Annotated in this window: 17 protein-coding genes; 2 read left to right on the top strand and 15 right to left on the bottom strand. The window is 41.4% G+C overall.

The features are described from left to right. Positions 1-36 precede the first annotated feature (36 nt). The 4 genes from AAC978_RS05860 to AAC978_RS05845 form a co-directional block, all read right to left on the bottom strand. Positions 37-801: an ABC transporter permease gene (locus AAC978_RS05860; RefSeq protein ID WP_341547102.1), complete on the bottom strand. Its 765-nt coding sequence runs from the start codon at positions 799-801 to the stop codon at positions 37-39. Then, positions 798-1460: an ABC transporter ATP-binding protein gene (locus tag AAC978_RS05855; protein WP_445900285.1), complete on the bottom strand. Its 663-nt coding sequence runs from the start codon at positions 1458-1460 to the stop codon at positions 798-800. Before AAC978_RS05855 ends, AAC978_RS05860 begins: the two co-directional genes overlap by 4 nt. A gap of 66 nt (positions 1461-1526) precedes the next feature. Beyond that, positions 1527-1913 carry a ribosomal maturation YjgA family protein gene (locus tag AAC978_RS05850; RefSeq protein WP_341547100.1) on the bottom strand — a complete coding sequence of 129 codons (387 nt, stop codon included), beginning with the start codon at positions 1911-1913 and terminating at the stop codon, positions 1527-1529. 41 nt (positions 1914-1954) lie between these two features. Then, positions 1955-2614 (bottom strand): oxidoreductase, encoded by a 660-nt coding sequence (locus AAC978_RS05845; protein ID WP_341547099.1) that lies wholly within the window; start codon positions 2612-2614, stop codon positions 1955-1957. Positions 2615-2894: 280 nt separating this feature from the next. Between AAC978_RS05845 and AAC978_RS05840 the strand changes: the two genes are divergently transcribed. Beyond that, positions 2895-3665 carry a tRNA threonylcarbamoyladenosine dehydratase gene (locus AAC978_RS05840; RefSeq protein WP_341547098.1) on the top strand — a complete coding sequence of 257 codons (771 nt, stop codon included), beginning with the start codon at positions 2895-2897 and terminating at the stop codon, positions 3663-3665. A gap of 259 nt (positions 3666-3924) precedes the next feature. Here AAC978_RS05840 and AAC978_RS05835 read toward each other — a convergent pair whose 3' ends face one another. The 10 genes from AAC978_RS05835 to dsrJ form a co-directional block, all read right to left on the bottom strand. Further along, positions 3925-4428 carry a DUF6803 family protein gene (locus tag AAC978_RS05835; RefSeq protein ID WP_341547097.1) on the bottom strand — a complete coding sequence of 168 codons (504 nt, stop codon included), beginning with the start codon at positions 4426-4428 and terminating at the stop codon, positions 3925-3927. Positions 4429-4624: 196 nt separating this feature from the next. After that, positions 4625-5752: a two-component system sensor histidine kinase NtrB gene (locus AAC978_RS05830; RefSeq protein WP_341547096.1), complete on the bottom strand. Its 1128-nt coding sequence runs from the start codon at positions 5750-5752 to the stop codon at positions 4625-4627. A gap of 5 nt (positions 5753-5757) precedes the next feature. Next, positions 5758-7122 carry a sigma-54-dependent transcriptional regulator gene (locus tag AAC978_RS05825; RefSeq protein ID WP_341547095.1) on the bottom strand — a complete coding sequence of 455 codons (1365 nt, stop codon included), beginning with the start codon at positions 7120-7122 and terminating at the stop codon, positions 5758-5760. Between the two features lie 265 nt (positions 7123-7387). Next, complete coding sequence (locus AAC978_RS05820; protein ID WP_341547094.1) at positions 7388-8785, bottom strand: 4Fe-4S binding protein; 1398 nt, start codon at positions 8783-8785, stop codon at positions 7388-7390. A gap of 20 nt (positions 8786-8805) precedes the next feature. Continuing rightward, positions 8806-9198 (bottom strand): hypothetical protein, encoded by a 393-nt coding sequence (locus AAC978_RS05815; protein ID WP_341547093.1) that lies wholly within the window; start codon positions 9196-9198, stop codon positions 8806-8808. A 405-nt stretch (positions 9199-9603) separates the two neighbouring features. Next, positions 9604-10239 carry a flavodoxin family protein gene (locus tag AAC978_RS05810; RefSeq protein ID WP_341547092.1) on the bottom strand — a complete coding sequence of 212 codons (636 nt, stop codon included), beginning with the start codon at positions 10237-10239 and terminating at the stop codon, positions 9604-9606. A 315-nt stretch (positions 10240-10554) separates the two neighbouring features. Next, the gene (locus AAC978_RS05805) at positions 10555-10770 is read right to left on the bottom strand and encodes a heavy-metal-associated domain-containing protein (RefSeq protein WP_341547091.1); all 216 of its coding nucleotides are present in this window, start codon (positions 10768-10770) and stop codon (positions 10555-10557) included. Between the two features lie 94 nt (positions 10771-10864). Further along, a complete protein-coding gene (locus tag AAC978_RS05800; protein WP_341547090.1) occupies positions 10865-13324 on the bottom strand; it encodes a heavy metal translocating P-type ATPase in 2460 nt (819 codons plus the stop codon). Between the two features lie 60 nt (positions 13325-13384). Then, complete coding sequence (locus AAC978_RS05795; protein WP_341547089.1) at positions 13385-13717, bottom strand: metal-sensitive transcriptional regulator; 333 nt, start codon at positions 13715-13717, stop codon at positions 13385-13387. A 224-nt stretch (positions 13718-13941) separates the two neighbouring features. Next, positions 13942-14385 carry a sulfate reduction electron transfer complex DsrMKJOP subunit DsrJ gene (gene dsrJ, locus AAC978_RS05790; protein WP_341547088.1) on the bottom strand — a complete coding sequence of 148 codons (444 nt, stop codon included), beginning with the start codon at positions 14383-14385 and terminating at the stop codon, positions 13942-13944. A 192-nt stretch (positions 14386-14577) separates the two neighbouring features. On the opposite strand from dsrJ, the gene AAC978_RS05785 reads away from it, so the two are divergent. After that, positions 14578-14916 (top strand): DUF2680 domain-containing protein, encoded by a 339-nt coding sequence (locus AAC978_RS05785; RefSeq protein WP_341547087.1) that lies wholly within the window; start codon positions 14578-14580, stop codon positions 14914-14916. Positions 14917-15417: 501 nt separating this feature from the next. Here the strand turns inward: AAC978_RS05785 and AAC978_RS05780 are convergent. After that, a complete protein-coding gene (locus AAC978_RS05780) occupies positions 15418-17034 on the bottom strand; it encodes a nitrite/sulfite reductase (protein ID WP_341547086.1) in 1617 nt (538 codons plus the stop codon). Between the last annotated feature and the right edge of the window lie 84 nt (positions 17035-17118).

Raw genomic sequence — 17118 nt, 5'->3', positions numbered from 1 at the left:
ATCTAAAAACCCACCATTGTATTGAAAGCAGCTTGCTCACAACATTAGCTGCTTTCTCTCGTTAAAAAACCCCCGATAAGATAAATAACAAGCCATGAACGAGGAAATGGATGTGGTGGAAAGCAACATGAATGTCACCATAATCTGATACTTAATCGCTTCCATAGGCGGTGCCCCCGCCATAATCAACCCAGTCATCATCCCTGGCAATGACACAATCCCTAAGGTCTTTGCGGAATCAATGGTGGGAAGCATCCCGGTCTTGGTAGCATCTCGGATGATTTCAATGGAGGACGGCAGGATATCAGCACCTAAGGAAAGCTTTGTCTCCACTTCTTCCCGTCTCGCTTTAAAGTTTGAGACCAATTGTTTATAACACAATCCTAAAGCAACCATGGAGTTGCTGATAATCATACCACCCACGGGGATCATTTGGTAGGGTTCATATTTGAGAGTTTTCGATAACGTTAGGACTGCTAAGGTCACAATAGTCCCTGCTGCAATGGATACAAAGGAGATTAGAAAACCATTCTTGACCTCTCTGCCCCTTTTCGCCGCATTATAGGCCGCATTTAAAATCATAAAGAGCAGTAAAAGGGTGGTAAAGATAGGATTATGCAACCCAAAAATATACTCTAGTACAAACCCCACCGCCACAAGCTGAACTACCGCTCGAATGACGCTAATGACGGTCTCCTTCTCCAAATTGAGCTTTTGCCAATATGAGAAGAATAGGGACACCAAAACCAAGGACGAAGCTAAAAGCAAGGAGGTTATGGTGATGGAATCAGAGCCATTCATCGTATAACCTCCCATCCTTTAATTTTACCCGCTTCCAAAGTCAATAATCTATTAGCATACTTACGGCTCTGTTCTAAGTTATGAGTAATCCACAAGATAGTTAAACCTTTTTCATGGTATTGTGAAATCACTTTTTCCACAATAGCCGTATTCTCACTATCCAAAGCTGATGTCACTTCGTCCAAGAGCAATACTTCTGGGATGAAAATCAAGCTTCTTAAAAGAGCAATCCGCTGTTTCTCTCCTCCCGAGAGATTTTTCACCCCTTTATTTAAATAGTTCTGGGGCATTTGGAACAAAGAAAACAATTCCTGCACTCTTTCTTGATCAAATTTTAGATTCCTGATCGTAAAGGGGAAGGACAAATTTTCCATAACTGTATCTCCAAAAAGATAGGGAATCTGGAAGCAATAGGCGATACTTTTCCTCAATTCTGTGGAGTTATATGCAAAAAGACTTTGGTTCTTAAAAAGAATATCCCCCTGGGTAGGACTGATTAGATGACTACAGAGTTTTAGGAAGGTGCTCTTACCACTACCCGATTGCCCAACAATAGAAATAAAGTCTCCTTCTTCAATGGTCACCGATAGGTCTCTTAAGATCTTGGCACCATCGTTTTCAAAGCACACATTTCTAAATTCTAACCATGACAAATGCATTCACCCCCATAGGTAAGTGTAGCATTTTGTTGGTCCATTATCCAAAATTAAATTTTTCACATCGAGTTATTTATAGAGTATTTCTTGATCCACCAATGCTCCTATCCCAATCCCCATGGCATAAGACACTAAATCCCTCCAGAGAAACCCATACCCCAATACTAAACCGCCTAGAGTGGTTTGCCTTAGGGCATCAATCCACGTTGCATGATAAAGCTGACTGACTTCGATTCCATAAGAAAAAAGCAGCGCCATTAGGGCAATCCAGCGGGTTTCTTTTGCTCTAAATATAAATGCAAATACGAAGAAAACCATGAGCGCCCATAGCATATCACCCAGAAAGAGATTAATCCAACTGGGAAAATACCCTGAAAATTGCCGACTACTTAGGCCAAGTATCATGGTCATCACTACTAGAGCAAGAAAAGTCGATCTATTCCTTTTGTCTACCATTGTTCTATCCTCACTTGCCTCACTTGCCTCACTTGCCTCACTTACCTCATTTCCTCTATTTCATGAGACTCGCGGATGAAAACACCTTCTGCCCCACTCTGAGCTGCCAAAATCATCCCCTGAGCCACAGTTTCTCCACCAATTGGTTTATACTTGCTAAGGGGCCCAGCAAAGAGGAAAGGCAATCTTTTACTAAGGGTTGCCGACACTGATTCACCCAATCGAAATTCTCTTCTATCCCCCAGTAGCAAAGAGGGTCGAAAGATATGAAGAGAAGCAATCCCTATTTTCTTAAGCTCTTGCTCAAGAAGGCCTTTCATGCGGGAGTAGAACACCCTAGATCGAGGATTTGCCCCCATCGAACTAATCACGAGAAACTTTTCAGCTCCCATTTCCTTGGCTAGGCGGGCTATTTCCAATGGGTATTCAACATCAACTTTTCTGAAGGCCTCTTGAGTTCCGGCTTTCTTAATAGTTGTTCCTAAACAACAGAACACATCGTTAACATCGAAACAAGCCTTATATTGAGCTAGATCATCAAATTCTAGCACTACCTCTTCTAATATAGGATGTTTTAATTCAAGGGATTTTCTAACAAAAATGATAACCTTCTCATATTCCGGACCATTTAATAATAGCTTAAGCAGTTCACTCCCTACCAAGCCACTGGCCCCAAATAACAGTGCTGATTTTGGTGTCACAGATATTCCTCCTGTTCACGCTATACAGTCATTAACCTCCACTTCCAAACCCTATTCATTATACTCTAATTGTTATAACGCTTTGAAGCAAGTAATGAAAGTATTGCTCCATTGTCTGCTCTAATCCATGTTGTGCAACAAAGAAGTATCCTGCCAGCAAAATCAAGAAGAACTATTGATCCGCACAGAAAAACATGGATTTTATTTAGTCTGTCTGTCATGATATACTGATTTTCGACTACGTCGTTTGACTTACGCATCAATTTAGGAGGTTTTACTCATGCAACATAAATTTTCGAGAACCGAAATTCTTATAGGCAAACCTGCTTTGAAGAAACTTAGCGAAAGCACCGTTATAATTTTTGGTATTGGCGGTGTGGGATCGTATACGGCTGAAGCACTGGCACGGGCTGGTGTAGGCCATTTAATTCTAGTGGACTATGACGAGATTTGTTTGACTAATATCAACCGTCAGCTTCATGCCCTCTACTCGACTATAGGCAAACCCAAGGTTGAAGTTATGAAAGCCCGAATTCTAGACATTAACCCTAAAGCGAAGGTGGAAGCCATCAAAGAGTTCTTTTCTGCCGAAAATGCGGAAAGCTTCCTGGGCAGCAAGCCTGACTACGTAGTGGATGCCATAGATACTGTCTCAGGTAAAGTCACTTTGGCCAAAGAATGTATCCGTAGAAGTATTCCCCTCATCTCCAGCATGGGCGCTGGTAATCGCCTCTCCGCTGAGAACTATCGGATCACAGATATATCCAAAACCAGTGGTGACCCTCTGGCGAAAGCTGTGCGGAAATTACTGCGTAAGGAAGGCATAACCAAAGGGATCAAAGTAGTTTATTCTCCGGATCTCCCCCTTACTCCACTACCTACCGAAGCTGATTGCCGGAATAACTGCATTTGCCCAGGAGGAGATGCTCATTGCGCAATAAAACGGCAAATACCCGGCAGCATTTCCTTCGTGCCACCAGTATCTGGACTTCTCATGGCGGGGCAAGTAGTTAATGATCTAATCGCAGATTGTGAACGTGTTAGTGATTAGTCATTGATATAGGAAACTTGCTTCAGATGGAGTTTTCCTCCATCTGAGGCTTAGTTGACTTATCCACTCAAGATGGTACCAGTTTTCCTCATCCTTTAGATTCTCAGGGACATTCTTAGTTAAGGTCTCGGATTATTCCACCGTTTGCAATAACCCTCTTTCTTTGGCCCGATGGAGTCTTCCAAATGGATAAAAAACGTGCCCACCAGGTTGTTTCTTAACTTGGAGAGCACAGGGGTTCGATACTATTAAGTTTTCTTTACATTTTCATTCCTGGCATCCCTTGAGTCAAATCCGTAATGAAGAGATGTGGATCTAGCATACCGAAGATCATAGCGACATGAGCTATAACGAGAAATATACCCACGAATGTAGCATGGAGTGCTAATTCTTGCTCAGGTGTGCGATTTTTTCCCAGTAGCCCGAGCTCTAGTAAAGCAAGCCCACCCAACGGAACAACCCCAAGCAAATAAAATCCAACAGCGACGACGTCGGCAAAGCCTCTCCATTCTCCACCTGTAGTAATCGGAATTACGGCTGTAGTAAAAAGATATAAGAAGATTCCCAGAAAGTATATGCCTGCAAAAATTCCTGTACCCTTATTGATTTTTCGTGCAGTGCCTTTAAAATTTCGAGTGAATAAGATTATTAGTTCAGTTATTGCCAAAGTCTCTGCACAGATTACTGGAACTGCCATAAAAATTAACAAATTCCATGGTTGATTAGATGCTAAAAGCTCCATATAATGCGTCATCGATCCCATGCGTGGACACCTCCAAAAAATTTTTTGAACCCCGTGTAAAGGATATAATGCAAAATTCATACCAACTTCGCTTGAAATACTGATTTTATATGCTTCAAGGCTTTGTTGACAATTATCCTTTAAATAAATAAATGAAGGTGTGCCATTTGACGCACCTTCATGTTGGATATCCTACAATTGCGTTCCTATCCATTCTTTACTGAGGCAATAATACCTCAGCTCGCACTCCACCTGATGACGTATTACTCAAAGTAATCCGTCCTTGATGTTGTTCGACAATCCGATATACGATTGATAAACCTAATCCCGTCCCAGTTTCTTTTGTCGTGAAAAAGGGATTAAACATATTGCTTATAGTTTCACTAGAGATACCGAGACCCTGATCAATAATTGCAAAGCCAGCCCATCCTGGTTGTTGGATCCCTTCAATTATTATGCTTTTTCCTCGCAAATCTTTTTGAGCATCTAAAGCATTAATAAGTAAATTGAGAATTACTTGCTTCATCTGATCTCTATCTACTTTTACCGTAATATTGGCAGCCTCGCTCAACCTTAGTTCAAGCACTAGCCCTGCTTCTTCAAGCATAGGCTTTGCTAATTCTGCACTTTCTTGGACCAATGTACCCAGACTTATTAATTGCCCTTCAGGTGCTTTTGGCCGAGCAAAGTTCAGAAAATTTGTAAGCAATCTGTTCAGACGGTTTGTTTCTTCTTGCAAAACTCGACAGTATTCAGAGACCACTAGATCCTCTGTTTTTTCTTTAGCAAGGAGTTGAGTTGTCACACGTATTATCCCTAATGGATTACGAATTTCATGGGCTAAACCTGCAGTTAGTTGCCCTAACGCAGTCAATCGTTCGTTGCGCCGAACTTCCGCTTCAAGCCGCAGACGTTCTTGGCCCTCAACCTCTAACTTCTTTAACAAATCTTCCTTCGTCTCTAAGGCAATTATTAAATTCCGATTGGCTTTCCGTTCCTGTTGAACTAGAAATCCTGTAAACCAACCAAAACCATTGATTAAAGCAATTTCAATCCATTGTGTATATTTAGCCTCTTTGCCCATCAACATTTGGAAATCAGTCATTACCAATAGATACAAAGCAGTAATAATCAACCCACTCCCAATACCTCCAGGAGGCCCAAAGCGGATTGCTGCATAAATAACTGGAATATAGTAGCCAAATTGGAGCAATAGATGATAATCAACTGAATAGTTATACCTCGTGTAGTGAATCACAGTCAAAATGATAATAAGTCCGGTAATAATTAGCATATCGAGAATAGCCCTCAGTGGAACTCTTACTTGCCTGAGCCTCTTCAGCACGATAGCTACCTCCTATTTTTCCGGTCAATTCCGTATTTTTCTAATCGGTATAGATAAGCATGACGAGATAATCCTAGAAGTTGTGCAGCATGAGTTTGGTTTCCATCTGCTCGCTCTAATGCCTGTTCCAAAAGTGTTTTTTCTAATTCTTCGAGAGATATCCCTTCTGAAGGCAAGGTAAATGCTTGAGCACCCTTCCCTTGCGTTCCTTTCATGAACAAATCAGGTATCCACTCCACTCCGATTTCCTGATATGGACAAAGGATAACCATCCGTTCAATGATATTTTGAAGTTCACGTACATTTCCAGGCCAATCATAGTGTTTAAATCGCTCTATTACTTCTTCCCTAAATCTTTTCGTCTCTCCATTGAGACTTAACTTTTCAAGAAAATGCTGTGCTAAGAGCGGAATATCCTCTATCCGTTCCCTCAAGGGTGGAAGATTGATGGGAAATACACTCAAGCGATAAAATAAATCTTCCCGAAATCGCCCATCTTTTATTTCCTCTAGAAGATCTTTGTTGGTTGCTGCAATAATTCTTACGTCCACCTTAAGGGTTTTTACACCTCCAACCCTTTCGAAGGTCCGCTCTTGGAGGACTCTTAAGAGCTTAGCCTGTACCCCAAGAGAGAGCTCACCGATCTCATCCAGGAAAAGCGTCCCCCCATCAGCTAACTCAAATCGACCTGCTTTTCGGGCATGGGCTCCTGTAAAAGCTCCTTTTTCATGTCCGAACAACTCACTTTCCATTAGGGATTCCGGAAGTGCAGCACAATTGACCCGAATCAGTGGACCTTCCCAGCGTGAGCTCAATGAGTAGATTGCATGAGCCACAAGTTCTTTGCCCGTCCCTGACTCTCCTTGGAGAAGTACAGTGGCTGAGGTGGGGGCTACCCTTTTCACTAAATTTAACACAGATCTCATCGGTGCACTCTGCCCAACCATTTGCTCCCAGCCCTGTTGTTCCATAACTTCCTGTTTAGGTGAATTCACTTGTTGGCGTAGATCCCTTAACTCAAACGCCTTCTCAACTGTTAAAAGCAGTTCATCAATATCAAATGGCTTCATGATATAGTCATAGGCGCCAAGCTTCATGGCCTCAACAGCAATAGCCGTGTTCCCATGGGCGGTCATCATAATGACTATAAGTTGAGGAGTAAAGCTTGTTATTTCTCTCAAAACCTCGATACCATTAACCTTAGACATTTTAAAATCAAGCAAAACCAAATCGGGGCGTTCGGAAAGGATCGCATCGAGAGCAGTTTGGCCATTCGCGGCAGTTAAAACCTCATACCCTTCCTTGAGCAGTGCCTTTTCTAAGGCCCACCGCATATTCGCTTCGTCATCAACTACTAGGACTTTCTTCATGGTTACCTCCAAATGCTATTAACGCTTATAGTTTCAACCTTTGCTAAACTTTAATACCTTTGCCAATACAAAAAAGGTTTACTAAAGTTCATTTGTAAACCTTTCTAACCGTATCGCCTTATACTTAACGTTTACTTATTCTTTTGGCCGTCACTCTGCTATCTGCAGTATATAGTCTGACTTCTATACCTATTTAAAAATAAAGATAACAAAAAAGAGAAACGCGAGCAAGGGCTCAAGCGTTTCTCCTTGAAATATTTTTTTATTACATTCTCATAGCCATCGGGAGCATGAAGAGATAAATATTGATCGCTCCTAATATTAAAGTTAAGAATGCAAAAGGCATGAAACTTGCTATTGATTTGCCTACAGCTTCAAAATTCGTTTTAGAAATTTTATAGGCTGCGAAAATCGAGGCAAACGTACCAATTGCAATTAACACATATTGTAATATTTGAATTGTTGAGTCACTCATCAGTGCTGTTGATGCTCCGTGACCCACCTCTACACCGAATAATGCCATAAAAGTAAAGATGACGGATTTTCCTTCAGCAAGTAAATGGAACAGATTATGGGCAATGTGTCCAGCAAGATCCAAAGGAATTAAGGCGTAACCGAAACGAGCGAAGTTTTCAATTGTGCTTCGTTTATTCGCAAGTTTCGAAACATAACTACTTCCAAACAAGGCAAGTACCGGTATAGCCATTGCGATAAGGAAGGTAATCGTAAAGGTTACAAAGTAATTTGTCGTACCTATAAAGTTTTCAAGTGCTTTGAGAATTTCTTGCCAAACTTCCAGCATAGTAATGTTCTGAACAAAGACAATTCCCATGATGACTATCGCGAGGAAAGATTCCTCAAATTTCGGTTTCTTAATAAACCACAAGCCTTTGGAAGGGACTCGTGTCACTAATTGAATAGAATCATTCGGGCAGGTTTTAATGCAGTTTGCACATAAGTTACAACGGGCCATGCTATCCATAGTCCGAGGAAATTCAAACATTGGGCAACCAGCAATTTTTTCATTCCCCTTATAGCAAGACTGGGTCGTGCATTTCGCACATTTCTCTGGGGTCGCATGGAGTTCTAAAGCGCCAGAACGAGCGTAGTTTCCAGATAGCCCCCCCAAGAAGCACACATACCGACACCAGGTACGGCGCTCGAAAAATGCCCCACTGGCGATAACTCCAGTCGTCATTATAAGAAGCAGTATTCCAGAGCCTCGAGGATTTTCCACAACACCTAAGGTATGATCAGACCATGTGATTAAGATAAAGAAGATATCAATAATCCAAATCCCATATTTCCTTAAAAATTTAGGGACAGGTCGATTATTCCCTACTATTTTTTGAACAAAGTCACTTACTGTAGCAAAAGGACATATTGCACACCAGAACCTTCCGAGAAGAACGAAAATGATCGGTATGAGAGGCCACCAGAGCACCCAAGTTCCTGCTGTACCAAAGTTATCATGTGCGGAACCAGGTCCGGCAATTAATTCAACAACTATGAGCGTAAATACAGCGAGCACAGGTATCTGGATTATAGCTGGAAACCAGCGACTCGTGAGAATAGAACGAATCACTTTATTATTTAGCAAATTATTCTTTTTTCCTTCAGGAATATTTTGGATTTTTGATTCAGCTTTTCTTGCGACTGACATACTCTTATCACCTTCCTTATCTACTGTTGAGGTTCAACTCTATTTGAGTGCTTTGAGATAGCGGCAATTAGGATAATCATTGCGTTTATTGCTAGAAATCCTCCGACGACTACCCAATTAACTCCCTCAGAGGTTTCGCCTTTTTCTTCATGACCTTCGCTTTGTTCTTCACCATGTTCTCCAGTATTTTTTTCTTCTTTATCACTTTCCTTCATTCCCTCCATGTTGAGATCCATGTCAGGCGTGGCTTCGTGCTCGGACATAGAATTCTCTGAAGTTGACTCTACTTTCATATCCATCCCACCCATTTGTCCACTTTCTTCAGCCAAACTAATACTAGTAAAACTGAATAAAAGGCTCAGACTAATCAGAGAGATGAGCATCCCTCTCTTTATTGCCTTTCTTTTTTGCATTACGTATTCCTCCTTAATAATTTGGGCCGCGGTTAACATAATGCAAATCTCATGCCAACTAAGACACACCTCTTATTACAGCGTAATTCCGTTTTGCTTTGGCATATTTAGGGCTTCTAAAGCTTTCTATATAATCGATAATGAGTGATATCAAACAAGGGACTGTCTCATTTGCTACACCAGCTATAGCCAACCATATCTGCCGTTTTCTCCTTCGCCTTTGAATCAATTCTTAAAGGAATGCCAGGCTGATGCCAAGCCTCTGGCGAGGCAGCTGCCTAGCTGCACTTTTGCAGGAGGAAACTATACAAGGTCGTTATGCTTTTTGACAATATAAAAAAAAGCAAGTGGTTGTATCCTCCACTTACTTCTAAATTAAATGTACTTTCTCAGGACCTTGTATTTTTACTCATGGATGAAATTAGTATGGATGATTTCTTCCTTTTCAGGGAACGGCACGCCAGCTTTTATCCCTGCCTCTTTGCACTTTAAGAACCATGCCATATTCCTTGCTAATATACGCATTGTTTGTAGGCCTTCTAAATCCTTTTTAACATCTTCAGGTGTAATACCGTGAACCATATTCCAATATCGTGAGGAGATTACTGGCATCTGGGATATAGTGAAATACTTGCTGAGCTGGTCAAGGGCGGCTGTTGTTCCAGCCCTCCTGGCAGAGACGACAGCTGCAGCTGGTTTTAAATAAAATGACTTTCTGCCTGCGTGGGAATCTGCATAGAACACCCGATCTAAGAAAGAAGTGATCGCACCACCAGCACCCGCATAGTGCACAGGAGAACCAAAAATAAAACCGTCAGCATCTTGGGCAAGGTCAAGAAACTCATTGACACAGTCTGAGAAAATGCAGCGTCCTAATTTTGAGCAGGATTTACAGGCGGTACAGCCAGTTAAGGGTTTTGTACCCAGTTGGAAGATTTGTGTTTCAATTCCTTCAGTATTGAGCGTCTTTGCCACTTCTTCTAGGGCACGATATGTACAGCCATGCGCATGAGGACTACCATTAACTAATATGACTTTCATCCCTAACTTACCTCCTTCATAAACAATGAGCATCCACTTAATGAAGATACTCATTCACTTTGTAGCTTATCACTATGAATTAGTTCTAAGCAAGAGTGTTCATAAAATATAAAAGCAAACAATCATAAAGAAAAGCCCAAAGCAAAATGATATACACTTCCACATAGAAAGCATAGCAAAACGCTTGGGGCTTCTCTGTTTATCTCTAAATTATTTAACGATGACTACCAGCCCTACGACTTACATCTTCTAAAAGTGAGAGATAACTGCTGATATAGGCAAACTCCATCTGAAGCTTGGAATCACTTGATAGGATTATGCTTCTTCGATCCCTACAACCTCATATCCTACTTCTTCAACGGCAGCTTTAATTGTATCATCGCTTACATCTTCGCATGCTTCAACTATAGCGTATTTACCCTCAAGGCTAACTTCCACCTGGGTTACTCCATTTAATTCACTTAAAGCCTCTCTTGTATGATTCACGCAATGTCCACAGCTCATTCCCTCAATAGATACTTTCTTTTTCATTTAATTAACCCCTTTCAACTACTGATAATATCTAATCTGCCCGTATATTTGCAGATTATCTCAATTTCTTGGCATTGGGTTTGGCAAATTTGAGTTATCCTACAGGCTTAAACCCTTTCAAACGCAAAGCATTTAGTAATACAGACACTGAACTGAAACTCATGGCTGCTGCTGCAAACATCGGATTAAGCAACGGTCCACCAAAGATGTGGAGAACTCCCATGGCAACAGGTATTCCTAAGGTATTGTAACCGAAAGCCCAGAATAGGTTTTGTTTAATATTTCGTATTGTACTTTTACTCAAATGAATCGCAGTTGGCACATCCATCAGATCACTTCTCATTAGCACGATATCTGCAGATTCCATGGCCACATCTGTCCCTGAGCCGATGGCTATACCTATATCAGCTTGGGCAAGAGCCGGCGCGTCATTGATTCCGTCACCCACCATGGCCACCTTTTTGCCCTCATCTTGAAGCTTTTTAACTTCATTTGCTTTATCCTCAGGCAAAACCTCGGCTAATACTCTGTCGATGCCTACGTGTTTAGCAATCGCTTCAGCGGTTCTCTTATTATCACCAGTAATCATGACCACTTCAATTCCCATGTCATGAAGTCTTTCAATAGCCTTTTTGCTGTTCTCTTTTACCGTATCCGCTACAGCGATGATCCCCGCTAACTTGTTGTCCATAGCGATATACATAGGAGTCTTACCTTCTTCAGCTAGCCGATCTGAAGTTTCTTCCAAATTTTCAAGGGATACCTTTCTTTCAATCATCAATTTCCTGTTGCCCAGCAGAAGATGTTTACCCTCAATATCTACTTCAATTCCATGGCCTGGAATGGCTTTAAAGGATTCTAGCTTTTTAAATTCTAAGCCCTGCTCTTCTGCCCCTTTGACGATGGCCTCCCCTAAAGGATGCTCCGAACCTTTCTCAGCGGAAGCCGCTAATTGTAATAAGTCATTTTGAGATATCCCATTGGCTACCACTACATCGGTCACCTTCGGCTTACCTTCAGTAAGGGTACCGGTTTTATCAAAGACAATGGTCTTTATTTTATGAGTTGTTTCTAACGCCACGCCGCTCTTGATCAATACCCCATGTTCAGCACCCTTGCCTGTTCCCACCATGATCGCAGTTGGAGTAGCTAAGCCCAAAGCGCATGGACAAGCAATAACCAAGACAGAGATGAAGATGGTGAGTGCAAATACGGTGGACTGCCCGCCTATGAAATACCAGGCCAAAGCGGATAAGGTGGCTATCCCGATTACGATAGGTACAAAGTAACCGGAAATAACATCGGCAAGCTTTGCGATGGGAGCCTTAGAGCCTTGGGCATCTTCAACCAGTTTAATAATCTGAGCCAATGCGGTATCCTTACCAACCCGAATGGCCCTATATTTTATCGTTCCATTCTTATTAATACTTGCCCCAATAATTGTGTCTCCAATATTTTTTTCTACCGGTATACTTTCCCCAGTAAGCATAGATTCGTCTACAGCCGTATTTCCCTCGATCACTTCACCATCTACTGGCATCTTTTCACCGGGTTTGACAATAATTACGTCTCCAACCTCAACTTCATCAATGTTGATGACAACTTCTTTACCCTCTCTTACGACAAGGGCTGTTTTGGGTGCAAGTCCCATCAGCTTCTTGATGGCCTCTGATGTCTTACCCTTTGTAACAGCCTCAAGATATTTACCCAGAGAAATTAGAGTAATAATGGTACCCGCCGCTTCAAAGTAGAGCTGATTGGCATAAGCCGCATCTCCAGCATAAATTTGAACGATGGCATATAATCCATAAAGGAATGCTGCAGAAGTCCCCATAGCAATGAGGGAATCCATATTAGGACTTCCTCGGAACAAGGATTTAAAACCAATCTTGAAAAATTTTCTTCCTGCAATCATAACGGGGGTAGTCAATAGCAGTTGAACAAGGGCAAAGTTAAGTGGGTTCATCATGGGATCAATAAACATGGGCAGTTTTAATCCGATCACTTCTCCAAACATATGTCCCATTGCCATATAAAGCAAGGGTACTGTGAAGATCGCTGAAATTACAAACCTCTGCCAAAGTTGTTTCCGTTCTTCCTCCTTACGTTCCTTATCAAGGTCTACTGTCGTTTCTTCTTCTATTGCCTTATAGCCCGCTTTTTCTATGACCTTCTTTATGTCGGATACGCCCACTAGAGAGGGCTCATAGCTTATGCTCAGCTTCTCAGTCGCCAAATTCACATTGGCCTCAATCACACCTTCAAGCTTACGCGTCACTCTTTCCACGGTCTTAGCACAGGCTGCGCAAGTCATGCCCTCAATTTTTAACGTTTTGCTAACATCATCAGTAAGGGCCTTATAGCCTGCCTTTTCCACCGCAGCTTGTATATCTCCAACGGTTAGTTTGTCCTCCTCAAAACTAATATTAAGCTTTTCAGTCGCCAAATTAACATTGGATTCGGTAACCCCTTCGAGTTTTTTGGTGACTCGCTCCACAGCCTTAGCACAGGCCGCACAGGTCATCCCCTCTATCTTCAAGGTTTTATTAGCCATGTTTTTTCCCTCCTTAATATTCCGCGTTGTTTTTATATATCCAAATGTGTAGAATTCGCACTATTTCTTCATGCGGAATATAGTCTTTAATAATTCGTCGATGACTTCATCATCGCCCTGACTCAAACGATCCTTGACACAAGATTTAAAGTGCTTTTCTAGCAACAACTTAGACACTCCATCTAAAGCTGATTGCACCGAGGTGATCTGATTAAGCACATCATCACAATAAGTATGCTTTTCAATCATTCCTTTCACACCTCGAACCTGCCCTTCAATTCGATTCAAACGATTAACTAACTCTTTAATTGTCTTTTCGTCATGGTGGGCTGTTCTTATTCCGCTCTCATCAGTTCCACAGCTAGAACAGTTATCCTTGACTTCGTCACCCATAGCACACAACTCCCTTTAGGAATTCCATATAGTATAGGGGGGTACCCTATATATCCTATATTTGCATTGTAGACCATATCCGCGGATCTTTCAAGAATAATTTAATCTCAAAATAAATTTTGATTTTCATATCTTCAAAATCTATCACGTGTTGAACCGAATTCATAGTGCAAAAAATCGGCTACCTTCATAAATTGAAGCAGCCGATTTAAGATGAGCTATTTTTAATGGTTGGCATCGATTGGTTTGTCTGAATGAGGATGTTCATTTATACCCGGCCAAGTATGACATTGTCTACAATCCGGCTGTACAGATGAATAATTATGGCACTTTACACAGAATTGTTCTTCAGTATTGAGGTTCGGGTCATGATGACAATCTAAACATGTATCTAAACTCTTCTGATAGGATTCGCCTCGGCTATTTACATAAGTTCTATCTCCGTTTCGAACGACATCATCCCTCCAATCAACAAGCAGCTTCATGTGATTAGCCCTCATATATTCCGTTGATTCTATACACTGTGTTACCCCTAATTCTTGGATCCGCGGTGTAGTAATACTGGTATTCGGACCCTTATTTTCTCTTCCCAGATTATAAAGAAACGGGAGAGCAGCTAAAGCACTAAAGATAATCAACCCAAGGATTATTTTTCTCTTCCTATGCATAAACCGAACCCCCACCATTATTTAAATCACTCAACTCATCTCTTATATTATCAACAAATTGATTTTGATTTATGTACTATAAAATCCTAGAATTCACAAGATATTCAAAACTTCTTCTCAAGCTCTTCATAAGGTTGAGCTATGCTAATAATGTACTTAATCCACTCAAGGAAAAATATTGGAGGGAATAATATGAAAAAGAAAATTGCCTTAGGAATTCTCACAATCGCTCTTACGATTGGCGGGGCTACATCAGCTTTTGCTGAAAGCGGTTCAACTAAAGCTGATGAACTCAAAAATCTTTATAGCCAATTGTTTACTGTACAGCAACAGATTATTGATAAGCAAGTAGAAGCCGGTGCTATGACCAAAGAAGAAGCTAAATACGCCAAAGATAATATCAACCAAGACCAACAATATCGTAATCAAGCTATCGAAAAAGGAAACCTTGGCGGTTTTTATGGACAACATTGCGGTGGTTACGGTTCTAATATGATGAATCAAGGCTATGCTTCTAATATGATGTACTAAAACCATCCCCTAACCAACAATAACCTTTAAAATATTCTAAAGTTACTTCCACCCCCAAGGCCTTGCTACAATTCATTAGTAGCGGCCTTTTTCTTAGTATACACAACTACCCCTACAAAACTTAGGCCTAGAACTATTTGTTCTAGGCCTACTAAATTACACGCCCCACCGCTATCGTCACATTCTTTCTGAAGAGCCCATCATACCGTTGCCACTTCCACTCAGACGTGAAACGAGATCACCCCAATGACAGGCATAGCACAGAATCCACCCGCAGCCGTCAGGCTTTGCCATTTACCTCGACTTTCCCCGGTTTACATTTCTGCGATATAGGCAATTGATATGACCATCAACATAAATATTCCAGAGCCAGTGCCTTCTCTAGCTATTACGAACACAGTAAATATCAGTAGTCCTTAAGTACAGACATTGAGGAAGAAATTTGAATGGCGCTTAAGGATATTTTACTTTCAAATAGTTGTTTATATTTTATACCCAACCCTACTTTCCAGTCAATCCCAAAGGATTATCATAGGAATCCAGAAGTTGTTGAAAAGCTCCAACTCCATGTCTAACAGCAAAGTCATGAAACGACTCATGAGAATGTTTATTGCTTTTAAAAAAATTGATAAAGTCCAGCAAAACCTCTTCTAACTTATCTGCTGGAACTGCCCCTTTAAGCGCTGTTGCAAATCCCGCATTTACACCAAGGCTTCCGCCAATGTATAGTTCAAACTTTTCGACTGTTTTCCCATTCTGCCTACCGATGGCTCCTCTTAAACCAATATCAGCAATTTGTAATTGACCACAAGAATTAGGACAGCCTGTGACATGGATCCGAATTGGTGTATCCAGTTGAACCTTTTCATCTAGACTTTGAGCCAATTTTGACGAAAAGTCTTTGGTTTCCACTAAGGCTAAATTACAGAATTCCTTTCCGGTACAAGAAACTGTATATCCCGCAAAGGAATTAGGGTTGGGAGTAAAGCGCTTAATAGTACTTTCAGCGAGAAGAGACTGGATATTTTCATCGGGTATATTCGCAAGCACGAGATTTTTCGATGGAGATACCCGGAGGGAGCCATTGCCGTACACGTCGGCACACTTGGCAATTTCTATTAACTCTTCAGGAGTTAAGCGACCAAGGGGCACAGAAAGTCCTACATAGTTAAGCCCTGTTTGCTTTTGCGGATGAACTCCGTAAAAATACCCGCCATTCCAGCCTCGCATCAAATCAGTTCCCGCTGTTTCAAGAGATCCAGTTAGTTTTAGAAGCTCCGCTTCAAACCTTTCAACTCCCCAATCCGCCACAAGAAATTTAAGTCTTGCATGGTGGCGGTTCTTTCTATATCCATAATCCCTAAAGAGAGTTGTCACGGCTATGGCTACCTTGAGCACTTCATCTGGATACACAAAGAGGTTCAGCTTCTGAGCAAGATGAGGTTTTGCCGATAATCCGCCACCTACGTAAACATGAAATCCATAGACATCCTTTACCCCATCCTTCTTAACAGCCGGGGTAAAGGCAAGATCATTGATCTGCGCATAACCCGCATTATCCACATTGGCCGAAATCGATATTTTATACTTTCTCGGCAAATTAGAAAATTCTCTGTTGCCCTGAAAATAATCAGAAACCTCTTTTACAATATCCTGAGTATCCATCGTTTCATTGGGGTCAAGTCCTGCAAGGGGATTCCCCATAATTGTTCGAGGGCAGTCCCCTTCAGCCCCAATCGCAGTCAGTTGAGCTTCCCTCAAGATTTCCATCACTTCAGGAATCGTTTCTATGGTAAGCCAATGAAGTTGAAAGGATTGGCGAGTGGTCAGGTCCAGAATACCTCGGCCATAATCTTTAGAGAGCCTCGCCAAGACACGAGCTTGATCAGAGTTTAGGATTCCACTGGGAGTTTTAACCCGCATCAAAAAATACCCAGCTTCCCTAGGTCTCTGGACATTCACCCCGGCCCATTTTAAGAGGGTTCGCTCTTGAATATCTATAGATTCAAATCCTGTTTCTTTGTATTCCGGAAGTCTATTGATAATATCTAAGCCATCCTTTTCTAGCTTCAATTTTTCAAAGTCACTTAACTCATCATTTACCCAGGCTCTATTCACGTCATACCCTCCTATACCTAGCGGTTTACTAGGTTTATGTATAAATAAATTTAACATATATCAAAGGATAATTCAACTAGAAAT

Source organism: Desulfitobacterium sp. THU1 (assembly GCF_038181555.1).
Classification (GTDB): Bacteria; Bacillota; Desulfitobacteriia; order Desulfitobacteriales; family Desulfitobacteriaceae; genus Desulfitobacterium.
This window is presented reverse-complemented; position numbering and strand designations above follow the sequence as displayed.

What these genes read in the sequence shown, in the direction of transcription:
- AAC978_RS05860 (WP_341547102.1), bottom strand. Translation starts at nt 801, where the DNA reads ATGAATGGCTCTGATTCCATCACCATAACCTCCTTGCTTTTAGCTTCG.
- AAC978_RS05855 (WP_445900285.1), bottom strand. Translation starts at nt 1,460, where the DNA reads ATGCATTTGTCATGGTTAGAATTTAGAAATGTGTGCTTTGAAAACGAT.
- AAC978_RS05850 (WP_341547100.1), bottom strand. Translation starts at nt 1,913, where the DNA reads ATGGTAGACAAAAGGAATAGATCGACTTTTCTTGCTCTAGTAGTGATG.
- AAC978_RS05840 (WP_341547098.1), top strand. Translation starts at nt 2,895, where the DNA reads ATGCAACATAAATTTTCGAGAACCGAAATTCTTATAGGCAAACCTGCT.
- AAC978_RS05835 (WP_341547097.1), bottom strand. Translation starts at nt 4,428, where the DNA reads ATGGGATCGATGACGCATTATATGGAGCTTTTAGCATCTAATCAACCA.
- AAC978_RS05825 (WP_341547095.1), bottom strand. Translation starts at nt 7,122, where the DNA reads ATGAAGAAAGTCCTAGTAGTTGATGACGAAGCGAATATGCGGTGGGCC.
- AAC978_RS05820 (WP_341547094.1), bottom strand. Translation starts at nt 8,785, where the DNA reads ATGTCAGTCGCAAGAAAAGCTGAATCAAAAATCCAAAATATTCCTGAA.
- AAC978_RS05815 (WP_341547093.1), bottom strand. Translation starts at nt 9,198, where the DNA reads ATGCAAAAAAGAAAGGCAATAAAGAGAGGGATGCTCATCTCTCTGATT.
- AAC978_RS05810 (WP_341547092.1), bottom strand. Translation starts at nt 10,239, where the DNA reads ATGAAAGTCATATTAGTTAATGGTAGTCCTCATGCGCATGGCTGTACA.
- AAC978_RS05805 (WP_341547091.1), bottom strand. Translation starts at nt 10,770, where the DNA reads ATGAAAAAGAAAGTATCTATTGAGGGAATGAGCTGTGGACATTGCGTG.
- AAC978_RS05800 (WP_341547090.1), bottom strand. Translation starts at nt 13,324, where the DNA reads ATGGCTAATAAAACCTTGAAGATAGAGGGGATGACCTGTGCGGCCTGT.
- AAC978_RS05795 (WP_341547089.1), bottom strand. Translation starts at nt 13,717, where the DNA reads ATGGGTGACGAAGTCAAGGATAACTGTTCTAGCTGTGGAACTGATGAG.
- dsrJ (WP_341547088.1), bottom strand. Translation starts at nt 14,385, where the DNA reads ATGCATAGGAAGAGAAAAATAATCCTTGGGTTGATTATCTTTAGTGCT.
- AAC978_RS05785 (WP_341547087.1), top strand. Translation starts at nt 14,578, where the DNA reads ATGAAAAAGAAAATTGCCTTAGGAATTCTCACAATCGCTCTTACGATT.